This window comes from Paenibacillus sp. GM2 (genome assembly GCF_900069005.2).
Taxonomy (GTDB): domain Bacteria; phylum Bacillota; class Bacilli; order Paenibacillales; family Paenibacillaceae; genus Fontibacillus.
In genome coordinates this window covers 314149-340297 of the sequence record NZ_LN831278.1, presented here as the reverse complement: position 1 = coordinate 340297, position 26149 = coordinate 314149, and the positions used below count along the sequence as shown (strand labels likewise).

Sequence of the window (26149 nt, the reverse complement as noted above, 5' to 3'; positions counted from 1 at the left end):
CTTCCGCTCTTCCCCGACGTATTATTCTTAGTACAAGAACACCTCTAGTAGAACGAAATTGGAGAGGATTACATTTCTATGATTATAAAACGAATCGTTATAGTAGGGACGATGGCTTGCTTTATTACATTGGGTTCAGGCCTATCGGGACAAACTGCTGCAGCAGCCAAAGCGCTGGCTCTGATTCCAGCCAAGCAAGCTGACCAGAATAATAGCAACTCCAAACAGAAGAAAAGCGACCCCCTTATTGATGCAATAGGTATAACTAATAGCGAGGATCATACAGATGGATTATACGAAGCACTGGCAGTAGGCAACTCTCTTGCCGACATCGCCCTATCCAATCAGAAGGATATAGAGTCGGTCATCCGCCTGCAGGTATCCCAGCTGCAAGAACAGCTGGATCAGAGGTTGGTCGATGGCCATATCTCTATAGAGGCTTATCAACAGCAGTCACAGGAGCTTGTCGCGATTATAAGCGAAAGCGTTGCCAAGAAGTACCATATATTCTAATTTGAATTTGTCTATTACACAAGCCCCGCAGAAGCCTGCGGGGCTTGTGTGTGGAATAGTATGCTGGTCAGAGGAGGATTGTACAATTATCCCCTCTTGGGCAGCAGCTTCACATACTGATCGGACAAACCCATCAGCTTCATAATATATTCGTAGTCACTGCGATACTTCGAGAAATCGGCGACTGGTTTAAGCGTCTTGAGCGAGACAGCGGAGCCATCATCAAAGCCTTGACCCGGAACGAACATGATATCGTCATTGAAGAAAGAACCGGTCGGCAAATAATATCGCATACCGATGACATTGCGGTCAATATTAAGCAAATCTTGGCCTAACGCGGTAAAACCCTCATCCTGTAAAGAGATGCCCAGCAAATTCAATGCTGTGGGCATAATGTCGACCTGACCGCCAACACGCTCTGAACGGATACCTGGCTGCTGTCCGGGAATATGCATAATGAGCGGAATATTGAACCGGCTCACCCGATCATCATAAGCGATGCCCAGCTTCTGCTCAATCTCGCCAGCGCTCGTATCACTCGGCTGCACTCCGAAGTGGTCCCCATAGATAACGAGCATCGTGTCGTCCCACATGCCAGCCTCTTTTAACTGGTCTATCAACTGTCCTATTGCGTAATCCGTATAATTCATCGCCGTAATATAATTTCCCAGATTCGTTCCTTCGATATCTGCCGGAAGCTGAATCCGTCTCTTGTCTTCAGGGACAATAAAAGGAGAATGACTGGATGTCGTCACGAATTGAGCATAAAATGGCTTGCCTTCGTTATGAATCTCCTTCAGCTTCTCTACGCCTACCCGATACATCTCCTCATCCGAAGCGCCAAAATCGTTAAAATGATCATTTTCGTAATAAGGCTTGTCGTAATACTTATCAAAATGAAGCGCCGGATATAATTTGTTCCGGTCCCAGAATGTTACGTCATTGATATGGAACGTATTTGCCACATAACCATGCTTCTGCAGCAACCGGGGCAGACTTGGCAATTCGCGGTTCCCATACCCTGTAGACATCGCTACGGCCGCTGTTGGATAAATCGAGGTATTCGACATGAACTCCGCATCCGATGTATTGCCTTGTCCGATCTGCTGATAGACGTAAGGGAAATAGATCCCTTCCTTAGCGAGTCCATTCAGTACCGGTGTTACTTCCTGATCACCAACCTTCAGCTGAATCGGGAAATTCTGAAAAGACTCCATCTGAATGACAATCAGATTCTTTCCTTTGGCCGCACCAAAGTATTGGGGAGTCCCCGATGCCTTCTGATCACGGTAGGGATACGTGTTCTGCAAAGCGTGAATCTCGCCAGTTGTCTCCTCCAGATTCCCCTCCTGGATCATTCTCTCCTCTTTCTGATTACGGAGAGCAGCATCGATCTGATAGTTCAAGAATCCGATCTTCTCGCCCCGGACTAATTCGTTATCGATATCTTTGCCGGTACGAACATATAACACCGATGTACCGACACAGAGGACTAATCCGGCAGCTACCCCAATGATCCAGCCGCGGTTTCTGCCGCCTGAATCACGACGCTCCATAGAGAAGTGGAGTCTGCGACTCCGGCGATTGGAGACTATCTTGCGAACGATATACACGATCAATAACAACGCAAAATCAACAAAATACAAAAACTGCTCCGGCCGCAGCAGCGCGTTGACACTGCCCCGAATCTGCGGAACCTGATTCAATTCACCTAACACAGCATAGGTAGGAATCGTCCCGAAGTGGGCGAAATATAAAGTAGCTGCGAACAGCATAAGGGAAAATATGAAATTAAAGCTAGTATATACGATCCCTTTTCTCTTAATAGGGAACAATAAGTCAACAAGACAAAGAAGAGCCAATGCAGACAGCGCCTCGGCAGGCAGTCCCCCCAGATGAACTCCATTATAGAAGAAATAACGCATCAGGCCGATTTTTAACAATATGAGCAGGAACGTAGCAGCAAATTTCCAGCGGTTCATAATTCGGTAATTTTCCATCCTCATTTCATCTCTTTCTAGTATTGGTCAAGTCAACATTATAACAGCAATGAGCAAGATTATCTAACTTGAACCGAATGGCAAATACCGCCTCCAAAGTCGGGAATAAAAAAAGAGGCTGAACTATTCAGCCCCTCACATAAGTTTATGCATTATTCCACTGCGTGATTTAGAAGCTAAGGATGGAATACCTCCGCTGGTGCTGCTTAAATAAAGTCTGCCATAGACATCACTGTAACGTGGCCCGGAACCCCCTCAATAAATGGCCTCTCTTGATTACTGCGTCGATAAAATTGTACGGTTATTGGCACCCCAGGGATCAAGTCGAAGAAATTGTCTGAGAAGATTCCCTCTTCCTGTGCGGATAGCCATACCTGCCTGGCCAACGAATCGCTCTCCAGAGTGAAGGAGGTTCCATTGGTCCCCGGAACTTCACATATCGTAATGAGTGGCTGCGACAGTTCAATATCCCTGAATCCGGCAAAATAAAATAGATTGCTCGCCAGCAGTTCATGCTCCCTCTCCAGACGAATCGACAGAACAACCTGCTGTGGGTCACTCGACTGAAGCAGCGACTCTCTCGCCATGGATTTGATCTGTACGGAGGAATCCGGCTCCAATGCAACGGCCTCATCATTTTCATACAACACCCTTCCATAAAAATCGAACAACTGCAGCCGCAATCTGGCCGATATCTGATCTCTGAGATCATTTACCGCATAGATCGCAATTTCTCCTTCTGGCGCTTCCAATACGGACAGTATAATATCGCGATAGCTTCTCTGTACCTCATATTGCAGCGCCTTCCAGCGTCCATAATAATCCATTCCCGCCCAGGAGGCGACAGGCCAGCAATCATTCATCTGCCAATACAACGTCCCCATGCAGTAAGGCTTATTTCTGCGATGAGCTTCAATCGCCGTCTTAATCGCTTGAGCCTGTAAAATCTGACTCATGTAGAGAAAAGATTTGAAGTCCTTCGGATCAGGCAGATACTGCTCCACATACTCCTTGATCAGCCGGTTGCCGCTGCTGTTCTTCTGATGGGCAAGCATAACGTCCGATTCCAGTTCAAGCTGCTCCTCCGGAGCGTAACTAAGAACGGATTTAAGCTCGGGAAAAGATTGAAACCCATACTCACTCATAAATCGGCCTATATAACGGTTGTAATTGTCAAACGGTTCTACTGAATGCCATACTCCCCAGTAATGGATATCCCCTTCACCGGATAATGTATTGGCATGCTGATTCTCATCCCGACTCAAGCTGCGGAGCGGAGAGGACGGCCAATAGGCGATGTTGTGGGCCAAACGGGATACCGTCTCCGGCAGTATACGATGAAATAGGGCTTCATAGCTCGTCCATAGCTTCTCACGCTGGTTCCTGTCATAATGCTGCTTCCAGCCCCAACCGCTCTCTTCAATATATTGAGCCCAGGCTGAATCAATCTCATTATTCCCGCACCATAGAGCAATGCAAGGATGGTTGCGCAGGCGCCGGATATTGTATTCTGCTTCCATAGAGATGTTATGCAGGAAGGACTCATCCCCCGGATACATGCTGCAAGCGAACATGAAATCCTGCCAGACAAGCAAACCGTATTCATCACACAGCTCATAAAATAGATCCTCTTCATAAAATCCGCCGCCCCAGACACGCAGCATATTCATATGGCTGGCTGCGGCCGTTGCAATCTCATGACGATAGCGTTCATTCGTTATTTCCGGAATGAAGCTGTCATTGGGAATATGGTTGGCCCCCTTCGCAAACACGGGAATACCATTCAGTTCGAAATAAAAAGAGGCTCCTGCCTGATCGCGTTCGCGCACAAGGCGAATCGTCCGCAGCCCCGTCTTAACCTGCTTCGCAGACATAAGACGATCCTGCTCCAGAAGCTCCGCCTTAAAAGTATACATGGAAGGTTGGCCAAGACCTCGGCACCACCATAGATCGGGCTTGCTGATCTGCATATCCAGCTTAATGACCTGCGAACCGGATATGAGCGTCACTTCTCTGGCCCATACTGTACCGTTAGAGGAGACTTGCAGCCTCCCTGTCCAGTCAACGGGACTATGAATCTCTATCTCAGCCGTTAGATCAGCTACTTGTGCAGTTATTTGATTCTGACAGATATAGAGCTCGGTGATCTTCGGCGCCGACCAGCCTTCTAATCTAACCTCGCGCCAAATTCCACAAGTTACGAAGCGAGGCCCCCAATCCCATCCGTAATGATACGGAGCCTTCCTTGCGAACACACTGAGCTTATGATCCTCCAATCCACCTAGCTGAGATTGATCATTGGGAGCCGGCATCTCCATGCCCAGCTTATGCAATGAACCCTGATCTCTGGTGATCGGAGAATGAAATACAACTCTGACCTGGTTATCGCCAGCATGAACATAATCCTTCACATCAACCCGCCAAGCGCGGAACATATTATCGGCGAACAGGATAGGCTGCCCGTTTACATAAACATCGGCGTAAGTATCCAACCCTTCAAATACAAGCTCCAGCTGCCCCATCCCGACCCATGACTCGGACAGCCTTATCGTTGCTTCGTATTCCCAATCCTTCTTGTCGATCCACTGCAATTCGTGTTCATTGACCCCATAGAATGGATCATTAATAATGCCATGCCGCAGCAAATCTGTATGTACCGTCCCCGGCACCTTGGCCTGCCGCCACTCCTCTTCATCGCATGCTTTGAATTTCCAGTTGCTCAAGACAATCTGCTGGTTCATATTTCCCTCCATGAAGTAAACGTAATTAATTCGTTTGTTATCTAACGGAAGCAATTTGTTATATATTTGTTATTATATTTATACAACAAAACAAACGAAATAACTATAATCAGCAGTTCGATATATAATAAAACTGGCAGAGGCAAAGGTATCTGCAAGCCTATATCGAATATAGAAGAACGCTGATTTTCTTTTATGATTACTATAGTTAGGAGACTGCACCAGTGAACAAGAAGAGTAAAACTTTAAAGATTGAATCGCCCAGAATAGCTCCGGATGAACTCGCTCTATTAGAGCTCTCTGGAATCCATTCCAACGACAATTATGAAATAGGACGGGTCCAAGATGGTGTAATAGAGGATCAGGAGGCTAACAAGGCAACTTTTGATAAGGTGAAATTTAAAAATGTACTATTTTCCAACACCTCATTAACCGGTATCGAACTAACGGATGTCATCTTTGAGAAATGCGATTTGTCGAATATAGACTTTAGCGGCGCCATCATCCATCGGACCGAATTCAGAGATTGCAAAATGATGGGCATGAACCTGGCAGATGCAACATTGAGAAATGTCCTATTCGACCATTGTATGGCGGATTACGCAAATTTCAGATTCTCCAATATGAAGCAAGTCCTTATACAAGAAAGCTTCTTACGCAAGGCCGACTTCGGCTATTCCAAATGGCAGAAAATACAATTTTACCAAGCGGATATCGATCAAGCTCAACTCTCCGACATCGACTTGAATGGAATCGATCTGAGTGATTGCTCCTTTAACGGACTGGGCGTTAATGTGGAAAATCTGCGTGGCTGTATCATTACCCGTGAACAAGCCTATGTGTTTGCCAATTTATTCGGCCTCGTCATTAAGGAATGACTGCGGGTCCAACTTGTAGACGAGTGCCTCGTAAGGTCTCATCACAAAGCTATCATTCAGACGCCTGTTGTCCTGTTCATAATTGGATAGAACGATATCTCGCTGATATGCGCCCAGTTCCTGCGGTATATTGAATTCCGGATTGTTTCCGTAGAAATTAAGGACGATCAAATATATCTCATCTCCCAGAGAGCGAGTGTATGCGAATATCTCCGGATGCTTATCCATATAGCTGCCGTATTTGCCGTATATCAGCGTTTCGCTTGATTTACGCAAAGCGATTATTTTTTTATAGTAATTCAGGATAGAATCAGGATCTGTCAACTGCTGCTCCACATTAATGCAATGGTAGTCAGGATTGACGCGAATCCAGGGGACCACACCGGAAAATCCGCCATGCGGGGAATCCCTCCACTGCATCGGCGTTCTCGCATTGTCACGCGCCCGATATCGAATCCTGCGCATGGTCTCTTCAATATCCTGACCATCCATCAACCGCTCGCGGTAGAAGTTATATATCTCTACATCCCTATACTCGTTCAGGTTATGAAAATGAACATTGGTCATGCCGATTTCCTGCCCTTGATAAATAAAAGGAGTACCCTGCATCAACATGTAGAAGGTGGCCAGCATTTTGGCAGATTCCTTGTGGTACTTAACGGGATCGCCAAACCGGGACACGCTGCGAGGTTGATCATGATTCTCCAAATATAGAGCATTCCAGCCGACCCCATCCAGGCCAATTTGCCACTTCTGCATGATCTGCTTCAGCTTAGCTAGACTCCACGGTCCGCAATCCCAGCGTCCCTCCGCTCCAAAATCAAGACTGACATGCTCGAATTGAAAGATCATATTGAATGCGCCATTCTTCTCGCCAATCCACTTATCCGCCTCCGAGATTGGCGTTCCGCTTGCTTCTCCAACCGTCATAATATCGTAATCAGCGAAGGCCTTCCGCTTGAATTGCTGCAGAAATTCATGAATTCCTTCCACATTACGATGACCAACCATCGCATCAACATAACGCAAATGCCTGGGATTCGGCATGTCCGGCAGCCCCGGCAGCTTCTTGATATGTGTGATCGCATCTACTCGAAAGCCGTCGATCCCCTTATCCAGCCACCAGCGAATCATAGAGGTTAATTCCTGTCGCACCAGCGGATTTTCCATATTAAGATCAGGCTGCTTTACAGAATACAGATGCAAGTAATATTGCTCCGTAAGCCCATCGTATTCCCATGCAGACCCATTAAACATCGATTCCCAGTTATTCGGTTCTGCCCCGACCTTGCCATCGCTCCAAATATAATAATTCCGTTTAGGGTTATCCCGAGAAGAACGGGATTCTATGAACCAGGGATGCTCATCCGATGTATGATTCAGGACCAGATCCATAATAAGCCTGATGCCCCTTCGATGGCACTCCTCCAGCAGCTCATCGAAATCATCCATCGTCCCGAACTCATCCAAAATATCGTAATAATCACTAATATCATAACCATTATCATCATTCGGAGATTTATATATAGGGCAAATCCAGATGACATTAATTCCGAGATCCTCCAAATAATCGAGTTTGGAAATAACCCCTTGCAGATCGCCGATACCGTCTTCATTGGAATCCTTAAAGCTGCGAGGATAGATTTGGTAGGCCACAGCCTCTTTCCACCATACTTTTTGCATTTCGTGCCTCCATAATTGCAAACATTAGCCGATAATATTAATGTAGATCCTTAGAGCCAAGTTGAACGTTCCTGAACATACACTTTAATATTCTGCCCAATGCAAAATGTATAGAAACTTCTGCAGGTTCGCATTCCTGACAAAACAAAAAAGAAGCCATTTCGCTCAAGCAATCGGCTTCTTCTTCTGAGAGTCATAATACCTAACCTTATTATATTTATTTATCAATTCATCGAGTTCTATAGATTGTTCAAGCACACGCTTGTCCAACAAACCATATTGCGCTGCCAGCCGGTTTAATTCCTCTCGTTCCTGCTCAATAATAGTACTTATAGTCTCTCTTCTAATCACTGTCAATCACCCTATGTTATATTTTAGGGTGTGTTGCTAAATAATGCATATTGATCGTTTGTGCATACAATAAAAAATTCCATTTATGGTTAAAAAAATAAAGAATCGGCTCAAGCTGAGCCGATTCTTCTTATAATCCAACATTAATCCTAGTAACCAGCGCCATGAGTGAACGTTGTGATAACCCCTCCAACAACAACGCTAACGGAGAGAATGTGCATAGTCATCCATACTAAACTCTTCTTCATTGTCCCACGCCTCCTCACATAGTTTAATATAAGCTTTTTGTTGCTCCTCAGTTGTGTAGTCTCTGTAGAATTCATATAATATCATGCTGTTCGCCATCATGCTCTTACTGTTAATCTGAATAGAGTACTTCAGGCTATCCAGGGTATTCTTGATGCCCTCAGACAGCATCTTTTTCCGAAAACAGTAAATCGCATATTTCTGAAAAAATAAGGAACAGCGGAATGTATGAACTTGTTCTTTGTAAACAAACTCTCGGGAGTTACTATCCTCCTGACTTTGTTTACTAATGTGGAGGAAAAACTTAATCTCATCCGAAAACTGCTGCAGATGCTCGTCCACGAAAAACTTATGCCTATTTGCTGATTCCAGCAAGGTAATCAATCCTTCCAATACCTCGCTTGGATTCTCCTTCAAGAATTGAATGTATTCAGGGATTCTCGATACCTTCCCTTCCTTTACATCTATAGAGAGCAAATTAGCACGTGCGAACATTTTGTATCTTTCTACATCTACCGCCATATTCTGATCCGAGCTTTCGAACCAACTAAGATCAGCGTATTTAGCAATCCACTTTCTGGATTCAGTAAACATTCTTCGAAACTCATAACAGGCACCCTTATAGAGATAGCCTATACCATAATAATAAACCAATGATCGGGAAGGCTTGAAATCCGGCTTCTCCCAACGACGCTTGGTATAAAAAATCTCCGTCAGGTTACATAATTCATCCGTATACTTCTCGACTTCCTCCCAATCTTTATTCACATAGTACAATTCTACCAGCATGACTAATCCATCAAGAACCAGCGCCTCCGGTAGTCTGTGGCGGTAAGGAATAAATTGGGCAGCAGCAGTAAAATTCCTGTGGTTATCCTTTTGATAGATTTGAAACAACCTGAAGTAACTGATAGCTAGACGTTCGCTATGACTTGACCTTTCACTCTCGATCACACAAACATAAAGAAGAATAGCTGCCTCTTTCAGACCTTGTTCAAACATGATTTCCGCCGTTTCAAAAATGCCTGCCACCTGCTTAATATCTTCAATGAGGAGTTCAAGCACCTTTTGAATACAATCATGTCTCCGAAGCTCCGCGCAACGAAGCAAAAAGGGACGTAATCTACGCCAATGAGGAGCGGTCGAAGCAAAGCTCTCATCCACGTACATCTCATAAAAGCTGCCCTCCGGAAGGTTCATAACATTGGTAATCAGATCCAATTGTCCAATCGATATCGATCTGTTCCCGTTGATGATTCCGCTTAGGGTACCCACATTAATTCCGGATAGCTCAGCAAATTGATGAAGTGTTATCCCCTCCTTCTTGATGTAACTTTCTAATTCTGCGCGAATCGTGACGGTGGAAATCAAAAAGGATTCACCCCCTTATGGAAGTAATGCCTAGCCATAAATCCATAATATTGAAAAAAAACTATAATTTAATATTAAGGCTAATTTTGACATCGGTCAATTAAAAAAATCACGTTTTCGTCAATTTTTCCCAAATATTAAAGGTTTTTGTCTGTTTTTTATTGTCGAAAAAAGCTTGCTCTCTATTAAAATAACAAAAGAACCGATGCCACGTCATTACAACGATCACACCGATTCTTGTAAACTCCGTGGTTCAACGAGTCCGCATTCCAGCGTGAGCCCATTTTGATTCAGTTCGGATCAAACGCGGCGCTAGAGGAGCTCAGCTGCCGCAGCGTTGGACTCCACCTGCGCCGGGTTTTTGCAGCCCGGAATTACGGCAGATACGACCGGATTCTTAAGACACCAGGCCAATGCCCACTGTGCCATATCAACACCCTGAGGAACCTCATTGCGACGAATTTCTTCTACCTCTTCCAGCTTACGGCGAGTGTTGTCCGGATCATGGCGATGACGTACGTCCGTATTATCGAACACAGCACCTGGCTTGTACTTCCCGCTCAAATAACCGCTGGCCAACGGTACACGTGCAAGCACGCCCAAATTCTGCTTCTCGCAGGACGGGAAAACACGCTCTTCCGGTTTCCGATCCAAGCGGTTATATACGACCTGAATCACTTGCGAATTTACTTTGGTGGATTGTTCAGTCTGATGCAGATTGTCATTGCTGCCGATCGAGGTGCCCAAATGACGCACTTTACCGGCCTGTACTTGCTTGTCCAGCATCGTCCATAGATCATCATTATCGAACACCTGATCCGGACCCGAATGGAACTGATACAAATCTACATAATCTGTATTTAATGCTTTTAGAGAAGCATCGAGCTGCTTGAGAACACCGGCGGCATCGAATACATCTGTACGGGTAAAGCGCTCGTGGAAGCGATGTCCGAACTTCGTAGCAATCACCCAATCCTCACGCTTACGTCGGCCGATATAATGGCCAATAAAGGTTTCCGACAAATGGTCGCCATAGCACTCCGCCGTATCAATCAGATTAATCCCAAGCTCCTGGCCTTTATCGAGAATCGCATCCACCTCATCCTGAGTAAATTGAATTCCCCATTCTCCACCGAATTGCCAGGTTCCGATGCCGATGACGGATACGTCCAATCCTGTCTTACCAAGTGTACGATATTTCATATTACCCCTCCTGAGTGAATACCGATTTTCCAGAGCATATCGACTCTACTGGATCATACCGCAAATAACCTTATTTTTCTATATCTGTAGTTTAGAAAATCACGTCTATTTCTATACATTTAGACAGGATAATCCCCGCAAGCAAAACAGGATTGCCTATTGGCAATCCCGTTGCTTCTATTTTCACACTCTAACGAAACTGGGTAACGTTATTTAGCCAATAGTAGGTGCTAAAAAAAATTAACGAAACCAGGTATCGCTATTGAAGATAATTAGCTGTTAAAAGGCTATATTTCTGTCAAATAACGATATAACGTTTCGCTAGATTTGAAATGCGGCAGTTAGTGTGGAAATAACGATCTATGGTTCCGTTAGCCTCGGCCAAGCTGTGTTTCACTTGCTGCGATATAAACCTCAATCTGGCGATCCATGCATTCAGGCATGCTCCATCCCTCTGGCAGCCGATTTGTAATGACCCCGGAAACTTGGCATAGCTGAATAATCGTAAACAAAGCCGATTTCTGAAGCTTGCTGTCATCAAACACTGCGAAAACCTGACTGGAGCGTTCAATAAGCTGCTGGGCGATCCGCGACTCCATCTCGGAATGCATCGTAAATCCGTGCTCCCGAGATACCCCATCTACACCAAGGAACATCTTCGTAATGTTGATTTTGCCAACTACACTCTCAGCCAGCGGCCCGATTAATTCATAGCTCTTCGTGCGCATAACTCCGCCTGTCACGACCACTTGAATCTCTTCCGCATCAACCAGTTCGGCAGCGATATTAACCGCATTGGTAACAATCGTAATATTGCGATGCTTCTTCAGTTCCTTGGCGATTAAGAACGTCGTCGTGCCACCGGTAAGACCGATTACATCGCCTTCCTCAACTAATGAAGCCGCCATTTGGGCAATTCGTTCCTTATCCTGAAGATGGGAGAAGCGCTTATCAGCAAAGGACACCTCGGAAGCCATCGTACGGTCTCCATCATAGATAGCACCGCCAATCGTACGGATGATCTCTCCCGATTTCTCCAGAGAGTCAAGATCACGTCTGGCCGTTGCTTCCGAGCAGCCTGTGGCTTCGATGATTTCCTGGATCGATATTTTCCCGCTCACTTTGATCAGTTCCAGAATCTTCGCTCTGCGAAGTCCGGTCTTAGAAATTTCCATAGCCTTCTCCTCTAATACACTTATGGTCCGTCAACAATTCTAACCTAATTTTGGAGGATGAAGGACAAGAATGCAAGCGGCAACTTACAACGGCTTAACCTTCACTTGCTGAAGGTACTGCTTAAATACATCATCCTCAATATGCCCCGCCTTCTCCGACATTGCGTTTGCCGCAGCCGCAGCCGTTGCGATGCGCAGCCTCTCCATCGGGGCATCCCCGCGCGCCTCCGAGAATGCCATGCCAGCTACAAAGGAATCTCCACAGCCGACTGTATTCACCGCCTGAATCGAAGGCGAAATAATGCGGAATACTTGCCCGTCGATAACGGCAATCGTTCCTCGCTCCCCCAATGTGACACAGACCTGCGATACCCCTTCATCGAACAGTGTCTTAGCCGCTTCGATGGTTTCATTTTCGGTTAAGTTCACTTTACCAAGCCAGACAGCTAGTTCATGCTCATTGGGCTTCACGAAATGCGGCTTCGCCTCGATTCCGGCACTAAGCGCAATCCCGCTTGTATCCAGGTATGCACGCGCTCCGGCTTCCTTCACAATACCGATCAATTCCGCATACAGCTCAGCCGGGGCACCGGGGGGCAAGCTTCCCGATAGAACAACGATACTTGACTTTCTCGCCAGCTCAAGCAGAATTTGCTTGAGCTGTGCGATTTGCCCCCGTCCAACCGCCGGGCCTTGTTCCAGCAGCTCTGTGGAGAGCCCATTAGCCTCATCCATAATATTTAGACATATACGTGATTCCCCAGTGGCAGCAATGAATGCTGTATCAATTCCTCTAGCTTGCATCCCGGTCTCAATAAATGCTCCATTGTTGCCAGCGATAAGGCCCGATGCTGTCACCTCTCCGCCCAATAACCGTATCACCTTGGCTACATTATTTCCTTTCCCGCCCGGTTCAGCAACCTGTCGGGCAACCCGGTGGACTTCACCAGGAATGAACGAGGGGACATAATAGGTTTTGTCAATCGCCGCATTCAAGGTGACCGTGGTGATCATTTCAAAGTTCCCGCCTTGCCGATGCATCCGCATAATTCCATCTTCTCAATCGCCAGACGTTTCACGGCTTCTTTTGCCGGAACCATATATTTGCGAGGATCATTCTCTTCAGGGGACTTAGCGAAAACTTCCTTGATCGCATCCGAGAACGCAATTCTCAGTTCTGTCGCTACGTTCATCTTGGACATGCCAAGTGAGACTGCCTTGCGTACCTGCTCCGCCGGAATACCTGATCCGCCATGAAGTACGAGAGGTACCTCTACCTTCTCAGCAATCTTGGCAATTCTCTCAAAATCGATGTTAGGCTCCCCTTTGTAAATCCCATGCGCTGTACCGATTGCCGGCGCCAATGTCAGCACCTTCGTCCGTTCAATGAACAGCTGGCAATCATCCGGATCAGCCAGCATTGCATCGCGCTCATCGACAACAATATCATCTTCTACACCGCCAACCTTGCCAAGCTCAGCTTCCACATTCACACCTGCTGCGGCAGCAACCTCCATGACACTAAGCGTACGCTGTATATTTTCTTCAAAAGGAAGCATCGAAGCATCGATCATTACCGAGGTATAACCCGCCCGAATACATTGAATAATGGTGGCGAAATCCGTGCAGTGATCGAGGTGCAGAGCGATAGGCAAGCCGGTCTGATCCGCTGCAACCTTAGCTGCAGCTGCAATATACTCAGGTCCTAAATGCTTAACCGTCCCTACCGTTGATTGAATAATCAAGGGAGAATTGGTCTCGTTGGCAGCCTCGACAACAGCCTGCAGCATTTCCAAAGTATGAACATTAAAAGCGGTAATCGCATAACCGTTCTCTCTCGCTTGCTGAAGCATGGAAGTAGATGAAATAAGTGACATAATAAGTCCTCCTAAATATATGATTGAATTGGTTTGTATTGATGTGATTAGGCCTAGACGTTATTGCGGTTAAGCGCCCATAGAGCACTTCCGATAATGCCGGCATGGTCATTCAGCTCAGCCGGCTTAATGACAAACTGACCGATATAATCCTGAAGCAGCAGACGATCGAGCTCCTGTCTTATCGGGGCAAATAACGCTTCACCAGCCAGTGCTCCGCCTCCGCCAATCACGATGGCATCCGGCGAGAGCAACGGCACAGCCCAGGCCAATGCCTTGGCAAATGTCCTGCCCGTCTGGGCCAGAACATCCTGAGCCAGGGCATCGCCGGCATTGCTGGCTTGGGATACAGCGCTCGCCGATATGTCCTTCGGATCGGGGAACCATTCCTGAAGCAGGCTCGCCTCTCCCTTGGCAATCCGGTCCCGCGCCTGTCTGGCGATGCCAGTCGCCGACACAATCGTCTCCAGGCAGCCTATCCGGCCGCAGTTGCACGGGAAATCCACATGCTCTACAGGCACATGCCCGATCTCCCCGGAGATATAACGATGTCCATAATACAAGCTACCGTTCTGCACAAAAGCCGAAGCCAATCCTGTACCGATCGTAACCCCGTATACATAGTCATAACCTCTGCCTGCTCCAGCTACCGCTTCCCCGTAGACATACATGCGCACATCATTATCGATATAAACCGGCTTGCCGATAAGCTCGCTTAACCTGGCAGCGACAGGAATGTCACGCCAATTCAGATTGACCGCTCTCATACTGACGCCCTGTACCGGGTCTACCAGTCCGGGAATTCCCATTCCCACCGCGATACATTGCTCTCCGGGTATGCCGGCCTCTTCTATTAATTGTTCAATCGACTTGCCGATTTTCACCAGAATGGCCTGAGGACCCTCATGCACGGCGGTGGGGTATTTCCGCTGGGCGACGATGCTCCCGTCCCCAGCAACTAATCCACAGACGATGTTGGTTCCCCCGACATCGACTCCGATGGCGTATCTCATGATGAACTCCGCTCCCTTCAACACTTCATTTGCTAACGGCTTGTTGCATCCTAGACCCGATGGCCTTGAACATAGGTCTGATAGATTTGGAACTCCTCATCGATGATGACGATGTCTGCATCTTTGCCCAGTTCGATCGTTCCCTTCCGATCCTGTACGCCAATCTGGGTAGCCGGATGAAGGGTCAGCGCAGGAACAATGTCAGCAATCTCCTTGCCGGTAAAGGCTGCAGTTCTGGATAACGCATCAATCATCGTTAGCGAGCTTCCCGCCAAACTTCCTAAAGATCCGTCATCCAGCTTCAGATGAACCTGTCCGTTGTGCATCAATACCGGGAGCTTGCCGAGCAAGTACTCTCCATTGGGGCAGCCGGCGGCGCACATGCTGTCCGTAATCATGATCACCTTGCCCTCTGGCTTAATGTCGAACACCCATTTGACTAAATCTGGATGAACATGATGGCCATCGCAGATCAGCTCTACCGCTAATTCATCCAACATAAGCGCCGCCCCGGCAACACCGGGTTCCCGATGATGCAGCGGGCGCATGCCATTGAACAGATGCGTGACCTGCGTCGCTCCCCACTCCACAGCCTTCTTCATCGTCAGGTAATCCGCATCCGTATGAGCCAGCGAGACCGTGACCCCTCTATTAACCGCGTGGACAATCACTTCCTCCGCAGAATGCAGCTCAGGAGCAATGGCCATCAGCTTGATCTGCCCCTGGGAAGCGGACCAAAAGCTCTCAAATTCCTCAATAGACGGTTCACGAAGATCATCCGGGTTCTGGGCTCCGCACCTTGTCTGATTTAGAAATGGCCCTTCCAAATGAATTCCCAGAAGATGAGCGCCATCCGGCTCACGTTCAGTATCCTGGACCGCTACGGCCGCTGCCTCCAGTGCAGAGATGATCTCCTCATGCGAAGCGGTCAACGTTGTTGCCAATAAGGAAGTAGTGCCTCTCGAAGCATGGAAACGACACAGCCCATACAGCTCATCAGCGCTTCCCTTCATCACGTCATATCCTCCGCCGCCATGTACATGCAGATCGATGAAACCAGGCAGCAGCATCCTTCCTCCCGCATCAAGCTGTATCCATGGCTCTTCGGCGATGACCACTTGTCCGCTGCTCTCGACTCCACTTCCATCGCCTTGATCTATGCCGACAATCTCTCCATCCTTGATGAATAGACTTCCGTTATTAATCCAGCCACGGGGCGTAAGAATCCGTGCGTGATGAATTTGAATCGAGCTGGACTTCATAGATGAACCCTCCCCATATTATTGACATATATTTTGATTGATTCAATCATTTTATGATTATAATATTCTTGTTTTTGAAGTAAATCAATATGTTTTTGATCGTAAATTGAGTTTATATTGAATATTATGATGGATATTTAACTTTATGATCATAAATTTATATTATTTTGATTGAAATAATCATTTTATTGATATAAACTGTCCTCATACGATATGAATGATCATTCGAATTCATTTATAGGAGGTTTAAGCTATGAGCTTGACTTATAGTGAAATCAAACAGCAATACGCTGCCCTGCAACAAACCTATGACTACATGATGAACCAAAGACAACATATTATTGACTTCGTTCAAGCCCGGGCTATCACTTCAATCACCTTCGTCGGTTGTGGTTCAAGCTATTGTCTTAGCCGCTCCGCTGCGATGTCCGTCACCTTGCGGGCCGGCTTGCCTGCTTATGCACTGGCCGGGGGCGACCTCATGCTGAATTATGAGCAATATCGCCCTATGCTGAAAAATACATTGCTCGTCGCCCCTTCACGTTCCGGCAGCACCAGTGAAGTTGTCGAAGCCGTTCGTCTGCTTCGTGAGGGCAGCGACAGCAATCTTCCGGTATTATCCTTATCCTGCGTCAGCGATTCACCGCTCTCAAAGCAGGCCAATTTTGCCTTGGAGCTGCCTTGGGCATTCGACCATAGTGTCTGCCAGACCCGGACAGTGACCAATCTGTACATGGCTAACCTGCTGCTTGGCGCGTTCTTAGGCGAGGATGAAAAGCTAATTGAGGATCTTCAGACCGCAATTCATCAGGGAGAAGCTTATATGAACACCGTAGAGGACAACATACGCAGCGCAGCCGATTTCAACTGGTCCAACGCGGTTCTATTGGCCGATGGAGAACTGCAAGGCCTCGCTTCTGAAGGGGCTATCGCTTTGACGGAGATTGCCAAGATTCAAGCTCATTCCTTCCATCTGCTTGATGTACGGCATGGTCCGATGGTTACTGTAGGGGAAGACACTTTGGTAATCGCCGCACTCTCCGAGCAAGGAGCGGAGCATCAGAGCAAGCTCATGCGCGATATTAAGAACCGAGGTGCAAAAATTATCGCTTTCGCAGACCAGGCAGAGGTCATTCCTTCGGAATATGTTGACCTTGCCGTCGTCTCCGAGAACAGGCTCGATCCAGCGGCGCGCGGTATTCCATTCATCTTCATCCCGCAGATTGTGGCCCTGAGTAAAGCCGAACAGTTAGGTATCGATCCCGATCAGCCAGATGGGCTGGTTGCCTGGGTTAAGCTATAATTGAACGAATTTCCGAGGAAAATTTAATATGCAAAGAAGCAGGCCGGGGATGGGAATTCCCAGGGCCTGCTTTTTATTTTTCCGGGCATATGATCACTCTTGAACTATAGTTTACAGGTCACTCTCATTGGCAATAATGATTGCTAATATAACGTAAGAGGGTGAACAGCCGTGCGCATGCGTAAAAGAAAAAGCCTTCGTCAAATCAATTCGTCCTCCGCAGCAGATGAGCAGAAATCGGCCGAATCGCCGGGTATGCAAGAGGCTGTTAAGACTCCGGAGAAACAGAACCATCAAGGGGATTCGGCAACGGAAAATGCAAAAGGGGATAGCCCGGGTCAGGGTCATCAACAAATGGAGGATGCCCAAGGCAACCAACAAACACTGGATATCATGGAAGCAGAGAATGGGCAGGATACCCAAGAAGCTCAAGCCAATCCCGCATCGCAGGATACGCAGCATCAGCGGCAGAACAAGCCCGCAAATGAAAACTATGAAAAGAAGCAAAACAATGGAAATACTAACGATAGAAATCATCAAAACCATACAAGCCGCAATGACAATAAGGATGAAAATAATAAAGCCAGTGAAAAGAAGGGCGATAATGACAGCAATAGCAACGGGGATCTAAATGGGGGCAGCCTCAGCCATCCAAGCGGTGATAATAGCGGAACTGGCAATGACAGCAATAATACCAGCAGCGAAAGTAATCGCAATAAAAATAGCAATGACAATGACAGCAACAGCAGCGATAGTAACAACAGTAACGGAAACAATGACAGTAGTGGCGGCGATAACAACGATAATAACAACGCCACCCCCAGCGGCAGTGGCAACAATAATAGCGGTAATGTTAATGACAAGATGCAACCGGTACAGCAACAACAAAACCAACAGCAGAACCAGCAGGGGAAGCAACAAAGTAACCAACAGACAAGCCAGCAATCCGAGTCAGATCATGAAATAGAAACGGACCTGGATTCCAAGCTCCCGCCAATCGATAAAAGTCTCGAAAAAAACATCAAGTATATTGAAACGACGCTTGGAAACAGCACTGATCTGATTATTAGGAAATTCCCTCTTGGCCTGGCTAATGACCGGCTCATTGCCGTTCTATTCATCGACGGGTTATGCGACGGCTCTGTCGTAAATGACTTCATTATGGAACCGTTAATGCAGCCGGAAGGGAATATGCTGGCCCAGCTTGATAACAAGAAAATGGATACTTCTAATGTGATCCAGCTCATTAAAGATCGTGCGCTCACTTTCAGCGACATTCATGACCTGTCAGATTTCAATACCCTGTTCCACTCTCTGATGTCCGGGGACGCTATTCTGTTCATAGATGGAGAAACGTCTGTGATTGCAGCAAGCATCCGCGGTTGGAGAGACCGCGGTGTGACCGAGACCTCTTCGGAGAATGTCGTCCGCGGATCGCGCGAAGGGTTCTCCGAATCGCTGCGCACCAACACTGCGCTGGTGCGGCGTAGAATCAAGGACCCCTCGCTTTGGCTGGAATCGCGGCAAATTGGCCATGTCTCACGGACCGATGTAGCCATTATGTACATTAAAGGTCTCGTTAGCGAGCAGATCGTACAGGAAGTTCATTCCCGACTGGACAATATCAACATCGATTCGATCCTTGAGAGCGGTTATATCGAAGAATTGATTCAAGATGAGACACTAACGCCTTTTCCAACTGTCTATTACACGGAACGGCCTGATGTCATTGCCGCCGAGTTACTGGAGGGGAAAATCGCCATCTTAGTTGATGGTACGCCGATTGTGCTTGCCGTACCGGCGCCCTTCGTCTCCTTCATGCATGCGGCGGAGGATTATTACCAGCGGGCAGATATCAGCAGCTTCATCCGGATTTTAAGGTATGTAGGCCTCGTTATCTCTCTGTTGAGCCCGTCCTTCTATATTGCAGTGACGACTTTTCATCAAGAGATGATTCCGACCCAATTATTAATGAGCTTGGCTGCACAGCGGGAAGCGGTACCTTTTCCGGCATTTATCGAAGCGCTTATGATGGAGCTCACCTTCGAGATCCTGCGCGAGGCCGGCGTACGGATGCCTAAATATATCGGAGCAGCAGTCTCGATTGTGGGCACGCTGGTTATAGGTCAAGCGGCAGTTCAAGCCGGATTTATCTCCGCTGCTATGGTCATCGTTGTGTCCCTTACGGCGATCTCCAGCTTTGTACTGCCTTCCTATAACATGTCCATTGCCTTCCGCATGCTGCGCTTCCCTCTCATGGGATTGGCAGCTTCATTCGGGCTGGTGGGCATATTTGTCGGATGTACAACGATAATTCTTCATCTATGCAGCCTGCGCACCTTTGGCGTTCCTTATATGACACCATTCGGGCCGATGATTCCTAGCGACAACAAGGATACTCTCTTGCGCTTCCCGCATCGCTTTATGATTAAGCGTCCACGGCTTATTAATCAGAAGAATATTCAACGGGAGACTCCCGGTTCGGGACAGAATCCTCCGAAGCCAAGATAGAAAGGTGGCCCGACCAAGGCTATGAAGAGATTTACAGCTTGCCTGTTCCTGCTTCTCATGGCGTCTACACTTTTGACAGGATGCTGGAACCGCCGCGAATTAAATGAACTTGCCATCGCTGTTGGACTTGGACTGGACAAGGACGGAGATGGATACCAGGTATCTGTTCAGGTCGTGAATCCCAGCGAGGTATCCAGTGGCAAAGGAGGGGGCGAATCCCCGGCCACCCTATATACAGCCAAAGGGCATACGGTCTCTGAGGCTATCCGTAGAATCAGCAACATTAGTCCGCGGAAAATATATGTCTCGCAACTCAGAATGGCGCTGCTTGGACAATCCTTGGCGGACACCGGCGTTGCCGAAGCGCTCGATTTCCTGCTGCGGGACCATGAGTTGAGAACTGACTTCTATTTAGCAGTCGTAAAAAATGCTTCCGCAGAGGACGCGCTCAAGATTATGACTCCCTTGCAGAAGATTCCCGCGAATAAATTGTTCGCCTCATTGGAGACTTCGGAGCAAACCTGGGCTCCCAGCCTGACAGAAACGTTAAACGAGATGATCAGCGATCTGCTTAGTGACGGCAAACAACCCGTACTCCCCGGAATTCGCATTCTAGGCGATCCCGAGATCGGTGCGAAGAAGCAAAATATTGAAGGAATCGATACGCCAACCCAGCTGAAATTCACAGGGATCGCCGCATTTAAACGCGATAAGGTAGTGGGCTGGCTAACGGAGGACCAGAGCAAGGGCTACAATTTCATCCGCGGCAATATCAAAAATACAATGGAACACGCTAAATGCCCGGACGGAGGCAAACTCTCCTTCGAGGTTATCAACTCCAAGACCAAATCTCACGGCAAAGTGATACAAGGCAAGCCGCAAATCGATATTGATGTGAAAATCAGTGGAAATATCGCGGATGTGGAGTGCAAGAATCTGAATCTGCTAAATGTCGAGACAATCGAAATGATTGAACACCTGCTTAACGAACGGATTAAATCAATTATGGAAGATTCTATTCATACGGTTCAGCAAAATTTTGGCGCGGATATCTTCGGCTTCGGAGAAGTTGTCCACCGTTCTAATCCGCGGGCATGGAAGGAACTAAGACATGACTGGGATGAACGATACTTCCGTACCCTGCCTGTAAACATCAAGGTATCTGTCAAAATACAACGACTTGGTACAACCAAGGATTCTTTTCTGAAAAACATGAAGGAGTAATCAGCCATGCTCTACAGTGTAATCATTCTTGGGGTGACCAGCCTGATCATACGGTTTGATGTCCCCTCATTAGTTAAGAGCAAATATACCAAAGAGCTGTGGGTGTTCTCCATTCTCTTGCTCATTGGCATCACCATGAATGTCATCGCAAATGTGTTACAGAATGTCCCTACGCCGCTTAAAGCGCTGACATTCATCCTCGATCCGCTCAATCATCTGCTAGAGAATATTGGGCTAATTCAGACGGAGAGGTGAAATATGAACAAATACAGCCAAGCCAACATATCTTCGCGGCAGTTGACGACCTTAACCACCTTCTTCACCATAGGCAGCGGCATACTTATCGTCCCCTCCAGCGTGACTTCCATAGCGAAGCAGGATGCGTGGATTGCTTGCCTGGTTGGACTGAGCCTCGGAATCGCAATACTGTCCATGTATAATTTATTGACGAAGTTTTATCCCAAACTAAACCTGGTGCAGATCATGGAGACTCTATTTGGTAAATGGCTGGGCAAAACGCTCGCTTTACTGGTAGTAATAACATTATTTCTGACGGGTCCATCCCCCGCGCTCTATTTTACCGGTAATTTTGTGACGACACAGATCATGCCAGAAACACCAACACAGGCTATCAACATCCTGTTTATTGTTGTCATCATCATGGGTGTGAGACTTGGGGTCGAGACCCTCGCCCGTTCCTCTGAGCTGATGTTCTTCCCATTCATCGTCCTCTTCATCTCATTCGTTATACTGATCCTGAATCAGACTCAGACGGAGAATATTCTTCCGCTGATGGAGAATGGAATGAGACCGATCTGGCCTGCCTCGCTGGATTTTCTGGCAACCGTCTTGCTGCCGCATATTTCCTTGCTTATGATTCACTCATCCGCAGTTAAGCAGCCTACGGAGGCGCGGCGGGCTCTGCTTATAGGCAGTATTATCGGGGGATTGGCAATCACCCTGATCGTTGCTCTGGGATTGCTCGTTTTTGGACCGAATATTATCTCCAGCAGTATGTATCCGAGCTATCTGTTAGCGCAAAAAATAAACATCGGCAATTTCCTGCAGCGGATCGAGGTTATTATGGGGATCATGTGGTATACGACATTGTTCTTCAGAGTCTCCATCTATTTATATTTCTCGGCCCTTGGTCTGACTTATATATTTAACCTGCGGGACTACCGTCCTCTGGTCATGCCGCTGGGAATGATTCTGGTGAGCTTGTCGGAGATAATCTACCCCAATGTCTCCTACCAGCAAAGCTGGGACAGTACGACATGGATATCCTATACAGTGGCCGTATCCGTGTTCCTGCCATTCATCATGCTGATGACCCATATGATTCGTAATATGGGAGCAAAAGGAGCCGCTGCATCGCCGTCCAACTCATCGGGCCCATCGAATTCATTCGAGACACAAGGCTCATCGGGTGCGTCCAATTCACAAGGCTCATCGAATTCATCGGGTTCGACGGGTTCGTCCGTCATCTCGGGAACCGGTATAGCTCTCTCATTGGATTTGTCGAACTCGTCCGGATCATCTGGATCGTCTGACTCACCGGGTTCATCCAAGCCATCGAATGCATCGAAGGCGTCAGACTCTTCAAACACAGCGAATGCATCAGGCGACTCTTCGAATGGATCAAAGCCTTCAGATTCATCAGACTCGTCAAATTCATCAGATTCAGGTTCCTCCAATTCGTCCAAATCCTCGGATTTATCGGACTTGTCGAATTAGCTCAACCTTTTCCACTCGCAGACTTATAGAGCAAAAGTGGCCGTTTACCCGGTTGGTTCAGGCAAACGGCCGCTTCTGTTACTTCAGGAACCTCTTTACAAGTCCTAATTTTTTATCATTGTAAGGCGGGAACAGGAAGCTTGGATTCATCCATGTCGACCTGCCCAGCACGCTCTTCTTATGCGAGAAGGCATCGAAGCTATGTCGCCCATGATAGGCTCCCATCCCGGAAGAACCCACTCCCCCGAATGGGAGATAGGGACTGACCAAGTGCATAATCGTATCATTCACACAACCCCCGCCAAAGGATACCGTACTCATTATCCGTTGTTCAATCTGTTTATCATTCGTGAACAAATACAAAGCCAGCGGCTTTGGCCTGGAGTTCACCGCCTCAATTACCTGGTCCAGATTATGGTACTCCAGCACCGGCAGGACCGGCCCGAATATCTCATCCTCCATCACCTTATCGCTCCAGTCCACTTGCTCAATCAGCGTCGGCGAAATATACAGATCACCCCGGTCCGTCTGTCCGCCAGCTGCGATGACAGCCCCTTCCAGCAGCCCGTTCAAACGCTCCCAATGGGCAAGGTTGACGATACGTCCATAATCAGGACTCCGCTGCGGCTCCGTTCCGTAGAAGGAAGTGATACATGTCTTCATCTTCGCAATCAGCTCTGCACGGACATCCTTATGAACAAGCACGTAGTCAGGGGCTACGCAGGTTTGCCCTGTGTTTAGATATTTGCCCCATACGATTCTCTGTGCCGCTACATCCAGATTTACGTTCTTATCGACAATACACGGGCTTTTGCCTCCAAGCTCCAATACAACCGGGGTGAGATGCTCAGCGGCGGCCTTCATCACAATCTTGCCGACCCGTACGCTTCCCGTGAAGAAGATCATATCAAAGGGAGCCTGCAGCAATGTAGAAGTAGTCTCTTGTCCCCCCTGAATGACCCGTACATAGGACTCATCAAAGCACTCGCCAATCAATTTGGAGATGACCGCCGAGACATGCGGCGTAAATTCCGAAGGCTTGACGACCGCGCAATTCCCGGCGGCAATCGCCCCAACTAGCGGGTCCATCACCAGCATGAACGGATAATTGAACGGTCCGATGATTAAGGCCGAGCCATACGGCTCTGAATATATATAGCTTCGTGAACCCAAATGAACGAGCGGGTTGCGGACACGCTCCGGCTTCATCCAGTGATGCAGGTGCTTCATTACATATCCGATACTGTCATAGAGGTACCCGATTTCCGTCGAATAAGCCTCGAACTCCGGCTTGTGCAAATCCTGATGCAACGCTTGAATAATCTCGCGCTCATGCTGCTGAACAGACCGCTTCAACGCCCGCAGCTGCTGTAGCCTGAACTCCAGCGATCCGGTCTTTCCCCCGTTAATGCTGCTCTTCTGCTGCTTAAGCCATTGTCTAATCGTATCAGGATCTAACTCTGCCATTTTGCTCACTGCCCCTTCATTATCTCTTATTACTAACCATACACCGATTTGTACTACAGGGGCAATCCTTTCAAACCGGCGGCTCAGACGCATGAATATATTCAGCGAATAAGGTAGGTACAACGTATGAATAGGTAGAGCGAATGGCCTGCCTTCGCAATCTGCTTTGGACATACGGACATGCGCTTGTTAGAATGAAGGGAACATGGACCGGAGGTGCAGGGAGAGAGAGATGGGAATGAAGGTAATTATCGTAGACGATGAAAGCCTTGCTATACTTAAAATGGAGAAGTTGCTGAAGGAACAGACCGTGGTCCAGAATATAGAGATTATCGGTTCCTATATGAATCCCCACGAAGCGCTCGAAACAGCCCAACGGCAAGTTCTGCAGCTGGCTTTCCTGGATATTGAAATGCCGGAGATCGATGGCTTTGAATTGGCTAATCAACTGCTGAATATCCAGCCGCATATTCAAATCGTATTTACTACCGCTTTTCAGGAATATGCCTTGAAGGCATTTGAGATCAACGCGCTCGACTATTTGCTGAAGCCTGTGAACCAGGACAGACTAGTTATCACCCTACAACGTATAGCCTCTTCCTTACAGGTCTCCGCTGACGCAAAAAACGTCGGGTCGACCCAGCTTAATTGCTTGCAGAGTATCCATTACATTGACGCTAATGGGGCAACGCAGCATTTTGCCTGGAGAACCTTAAAAGCACCGGAGTTATTCGCTTATTTGCTCTATCACCATGATAAGACCGTGTCCAAGCAAGACTTGATCGACTTGCTATGGCCCGAATACGATATTGAGAAGTCAACTGCGCAACTACATACAGCAATCTATCAGATTCGCAAGGTGCTTAAGGAAGCCCGGATTGAGCTTGAGATTAAGTACAAGGATAGCGGGTACAGTCTGTTGCTCGGGAACCAGCGACTGGATGTTGAGGTCTGGGAAGCCCAGGTCAGTCAAGCTCCGCCAGTCACAGCCGAGACTCTGGATCAGCATTTATTAATTATGGGACTGTACAAAGGGGATTATCTCGCCGATCATCGCTATGTATGGGCCGAATACGAGCAGGAACGTCTTCGCTTAGTCTGGCTGGCTCATATTAAACAGATCGCAGAGTTTTACTTGCAGCGGTCCATGTATAATGAAGCGATATCATTATATCAGCGAATCATAGATAAATTGCCCCATATGGAGGATGGATATTTTGGACTGATGCAAATCTATTCGACATTAAATCATCCGGTTGAAGTCAGGAAGCTGTTCCAGATGCTCACCGACAGGCTGCAGGATGAATTCGATGTTGCCCCGAGCCAAGCGCTAATCGATTGGTATTCGAAATATAGCAGATGAATATAGCAAATGGATTTGAATTAGAGCGATATGCTTCCCTGGCGGGAAGCATATCGCTCTTGTTTTTTTATATAAAGCCGATATTTAGAAAATATTCAGTGACCTATCTTATAGTAGCTTGGATAAGTATCGACCTGAATCGACATTGTTTTGGGGTACCTCATTTCCTGTAGGCTTAATCCACGAAGATCGTCTCTGCTGCTTACTGGGAGACGGGTCCGGTAAGGGAGG

Annotated in this window: 20 protein-coding genes; 8 read left to right on the top strand and 12 right to left on the bottom strand. The window is 47.5% G+C overall.

Annotated elements, in window-relative coordinates:
• Positions 1–78: 78 nt before the first annotated feature.
• Complete coding sequence (locus tag BN1360_RS08235) at positions 79–513, top strand: hypothetical protein (RefSeq protein ID WP_068779390.1); 435 nt, start codon at positions 79–81, stop codon at positions 511–513.
• An 86-nt stretch (positions 514–599) separates the two neighbouring features.
• Here BN1360_RS08235 and BN1360_RS08230 read toward each other — a convergent pair whose 3' ends face one another.
• Both BN1360_RS08230 and BN1360_RS08225 read right to left on the bottom strand, forming a co-directional pair.
• A complete protein-coding gene (locus BN1360_RS08230) occupies positions 600–2513 on the bottom strand; it encodes an LTA synthase family protein (protein ID WP_068779389.1) in 1914 nt (637 codons plus the stop codon).
• Positions 2514–2719: 206 nt separating this feature from the next.
• Positions 2720–5254, bottom strand: a complete 2535-nt coding sequence (locus BN1360_RS08225) for a beta-mannosidase (RefSeq protein ID WP_068779388.1) — start codon at positions 5252–5254, stop codon at positions 2720–2722.
• Positions 5255–5478: 224 nt separating this feature from the next.
• On the opposite strand from BN1360_RS08225, the gene BN1360_RS08220 reads away from it, so the two are divergent.
• Positions 5479–6132: a pentapeptide repeat-containing protein gene (locus tag BN1360_RS08220; protein WP_068779387.1), complete on the top strand. Its 654-nt coding sequence runs from the start codon at positions 5479–5481 to the stop codon at positions 6130–6132.
• On the opposite strand, the gene BN1360_RS08215 is transcribed toward BN1360_RS08220, so the two are convergent.
• The 9 genes from BN1360_RS08215 to nagA all read right to left on the bottom strand — a co-directional run bounded on the left by BN1360_RS08215 (position 6106) and on the right by nagA (position 16313).
• The gene (locus tag BN1360_RS08215; protein WP_068779386.1) at positions 6106–7815 is read right to left on the bottom strand and encodes a glycoside hydrolase family 13 protein; all 1710 of its coding nucleotides are present in this window, start codon (positions 7813–7815) and stop codon (positions 6106–6108) included. The two genes, BN1360_RS08220 and BN1360_RS08215, sit on opposite strands and share 27 nt — an antisense overlap.
• A 165-nt stretch (positions 7816–7980) precedes the next feature.
• Positions 7981–8166, bottom strand: coding sequence for an aspartyl-phosphate phosphatase Spo0E family protein (locus BN1360_RS08210; protein ID WP_068779385.1), 186 nt, complete (start codon positions 8164–8166; stop codon positions 7981–7983).
• Between the two features lie 201 nt (positions 8167–8367).
• Positions 8368–9783, bottom strand: a complete 1416-nt coding sequence (locus BN1360_RS08205) for a helix-turn-helix domain-containing protein (protein ID WP_068779384.1) — start codon at positions 9781–9783, stop codon at positions 8368–8370.
• A 312-nt stretch (positions 9784–10095) separates the two neighbouring features.
• Entirely contained in the window at positions 10096–10986 is an 891-nt protein-coding gene (locus tag BN1360_RS08200) for an aldo/keto reductase (protein ID WP_068779383.1), read from the bottom strand.
• Between the two features lie 371 nt (positions 10987–11357).
• A complete protein-coding gene (locus BN1360_RS08195; protein WP_068779382.1) occupies positions 11358–12161 on the bottom strand; it encodes a DeoR/GlpR family DNA-binding transcription regulator in 804 nt (267 codons plus the stop codon).
• Positions 12162–12245: 84 nt separating this feature from the next.
• Positions 12246–13208 carry a 1-phosphofructokinase family hexose kinase gene (locus tag BN1360_RS08190; RefSeq protein WP_082789978.1) on the bottom strand — a complete coding sequence of 321 codons (963 nt, stop codon included), beginning with the start codon at positions 13206–13208 and terminating at the stop codon, positions 12246–12248.
• Positions 13172–14038 carry a class II fructose-1,6-bisphosphate aldolase gene (gene fba / locus BN1360_RS08185; protein ID WP_068779380.1) on the bottom strand — a complete coding sequence of 289 codons (867 nt, stop codon included), beginning with the start codon at positions 14036–14038 and terminating at the stop codon, positions 13172–13174. The genes BN1360_RS08190 and fba overlap by 37 nt, the downstream gene beginning before the upstream one ends.
• Before the next feature lie 53 nt (positions 14039–14091).
• A complete protein-coding gene (locus BN1360_RS08180) occupies positions 14092–15051 on the bottom strand; it encodes an ROK family protein (protein WP_069188308.1) in 960 nt (319 codons plus the stop codon).
• A gap of 50 nt (positions 15052–15101) precedes the next feature.
• Positions 15102–16313 carry an N-acetylglucosamine-6-phosphate deacetylase gene (gene nagA / locus BN1360_RS08175; RefSeq protein ID WP_068779379.1) on the bottom strand — a complete coding sequence of 404 codons (1212 nt, stop codon included), beginning with the start codon at positions 16311–16313 and terminating at the stop codon, positions 15102–15104.
• Between the two features lie 253 nt (positions 16314–16566).
• Here nagA and BN1360_RS08170 point away from each other — a divergent pair, with 253 nt between their 5' ends.
• The 5 genes from BN1360_RS08170 to BN1360_RS08150 all read left to right on the top strand — a co-directional run bounded on the left by BN1360_RS08170 (position 16567) and on the right by BN1360_RS08150 (position 23088).
• Positions 16567–17616 carry an SIS domain-containing protein gene (locus BN1360_RS08170; RefSeq protein ID WP_068779378.1) on the top strand — a complete coding sequence of 350 codons (1050 nt, stop codon included), beginning with the start codon at positions 16567–16569 and terminating at the stop codon, positions 17614–17616.
• Positions 17617–18480: 864 nt separating this feature from the next.
• Complete coding sequence (locus BN1360_RS08165; protein ID WP_082789992.1) at positions 18481–20127, top strand: spore germination protein; 1647 nt, start codon at positions 18481–18483, stop codon at positions 20125–20127.
• 21 nt (positions 20128–20148) lie between these two features.
• The gene (locus tag BN1360_RS08160; RefSeq protein ID WP_068779377.1) at positions 20149–21351 is read left to right on the top strand and encodes a Ger(x)C family spore germination protein; all 1203 of its coding nucleotides are present in this window, start codon (positions 20149–20151) and stop codon (positions 21349–21351) included.
• A gap of 6 nt (positions 21352–21357) precedes the next feature.
• Positions 21358–21606 carry a hypothetical protein gene (locus BN1360_RS08155; RefSeq protein WP_068779376.1) on the top strand — a complete coding sequence of 83 codons (249 nt, stop codon included), beginning with the start codon at positions 21358–21360 and terminating at the stop codon, positions 21604–21606.
• Positions 21607–21609: 3 nt separating this feature from the next.
• Positions 21610–23088 carry a GerAB/ArcD/ProY family transporter gene (locus tag BN1360_RS08150; RefSeq protein ID WP_069188307.1) on the top strand — a complete coding sequence of 493 codons (1479 nt, stop codon included), beginning with the start codon at positions 21610–21612 and terminating at the stop codon, positions 23086–23088.
• A 78-nt stretch (positions 23089–23166) separates the two neighbouring features.
• Here BN1360_RS08150 and BN1360_RS08145 read toward each other — a convergent pair whose 3' ends face one another.
• Positions 23167–24555 (bottom strand): aldehyde dehydrogenase, encoded by a 1389-nt coding sequence (locus tag BN1360_RS08145; protein WP_068779375.1) that lies wholly within the window; start codon positions 24553–24555, stop codon positions 23167–23169.
• 232 nt (positions 24556–24787) lie between these two features.
• On the opposite strand from BN1360_RS08145, the gene BN1360_RS08140 reads away from it, so the two are divergent.
• Positions 24788–25918 carry a response regulator gene (locus BN1360_RS08140; protein ID WP_229520919.1) on the top strand — a complete coding sequence of 377 codons (1131 nt, stop codon included), beginning with the start codon at positions 24788–24790 and terminating at the stop codon, positions 25916–25918.
• Positions 25919–26149: the final 231 nt, after the last annotated feature.

Excerpts from the sequence above, each read along its gene's own strand:
- BN1360_RS08225 (WP_068779388.1), bottom strand. The coding sequence starts at position 5,254 with ATGAACCAGCAGATTGTCTTGAGCAACTGGAAATTCAAAGCATGCGAT.
- BN1360_RS08150 (WP_069188307.1), top strand. The coding sequence starts at position 21,610 with ATGAACAAATACAGCCAAGCCAACATATCTTCGCGGCAGTTGACGACC.
- nagA (WP_068779379.1), bottom strand. The coding sequence starts at position 16,313 with ATGAAGTCCAGCTCGATTCAAATTCATCACGCACGGATTCTTACGCCC.
- BN1360_RS08200 (WP_068779383.1), bottom strand. The coding sequence starts at position 10,986 with ATGAAATATCGTACACTTGGTAAGACAGGATTGGACGTATCCGTCATC.
- fba (WP_068779380.1), bottom strand. The coding sequence starts at position 14,038 with ATGTCACTTATTTCATCTACTTCCATGCTTCAGCAAGCGAGAGAGAAC.
- BN1360_RS08140 (WP_229520919.1), top strand. The coding sequence starts at position 24,788 with ATGGGAATGAAGGTAATTATCGTAGACGATGAAAGCCTTGCTATACTT.
- BN1360_RS08165 (WP_082789992.1), top strand. The coding sequence starts at position 18,481 with ATGCAACCGGTACAGCAACAACAAAACCAACAGCAGAACCAGCAGGGG.
- BN1360_RS08160 (WP_068779377.1), top strand. The coding sequence starts at position 20,149 with ATGAAGAGATTTACAGCTTGCCTGTTCCTGCTTCTCATGGCGTCTACA.
- BN1360_RS08195 (WP_068779382.1), bottom strand. The coding sequence starts at position 12,161 with ATGGAAATTTCTAAGACCGGACTTCGCAGAGCGAAGATTCTGGAACTG.
- BN1360_RS08180 (WP_069188308.1), bottom strand. The coding sequence starts at position 15,051 with ATGAGATACGCCATCGGAGTCGATGTCGGGGGAACCAACATCGTCTGT.
- BN1360_RS08215 (WP_068779386.1), bottom strand. The coding sequence starts at position 7,815 with ATGCAAAAAGTATGGTGGAAAGAGGCTGTGGCCTACCAAATCTATCCT.
- BN1360_RS08230 (WP_068779389.1), bottom strand. The coding sequence starts at position 2,513 with ATGGAAAATTACCGAATTATGAACCGCTGGAAATTTGCTGCTACGTTC.
- BN1360_RS08190 (WP_082789978.1), bottom strand. The coding sequence starts at position 13,208 with ATGCGGATGCATCGGCAAGGCGGGAACTTTGAAATGATCACCACGGTC.
- BN1360_RS08235 (WP_068779390.1), top strand. The coding sequence starts at position 79 with ATGATTATAAAACGAATCGTTATAGTAGGGACGATGGCTTGCTTTATT.
- BN1360_RS08155 (WP_068779376.1), top strand. The coding sequence starts at position 21,358 with ATGCTCTACAGTGTAATCATTCTTGGGGTGACCAGCCTGATCATACGG.
- BN1360_RS08170 (WP_068779378.1), top strand. The coding sequence starts at position 16,567 with ATGAGCTTGACTTATAGTGAAATCAAACAGCAATACGCTGCCCTGCAA.
- BN1360_RS08145 (WP_068779375.1), bottom strand. The coding sequence starts at position 24,555 with ATGGCAGAGTTAGATCCTGATACGATTAGACAATGGCTTAAGCAGCAG.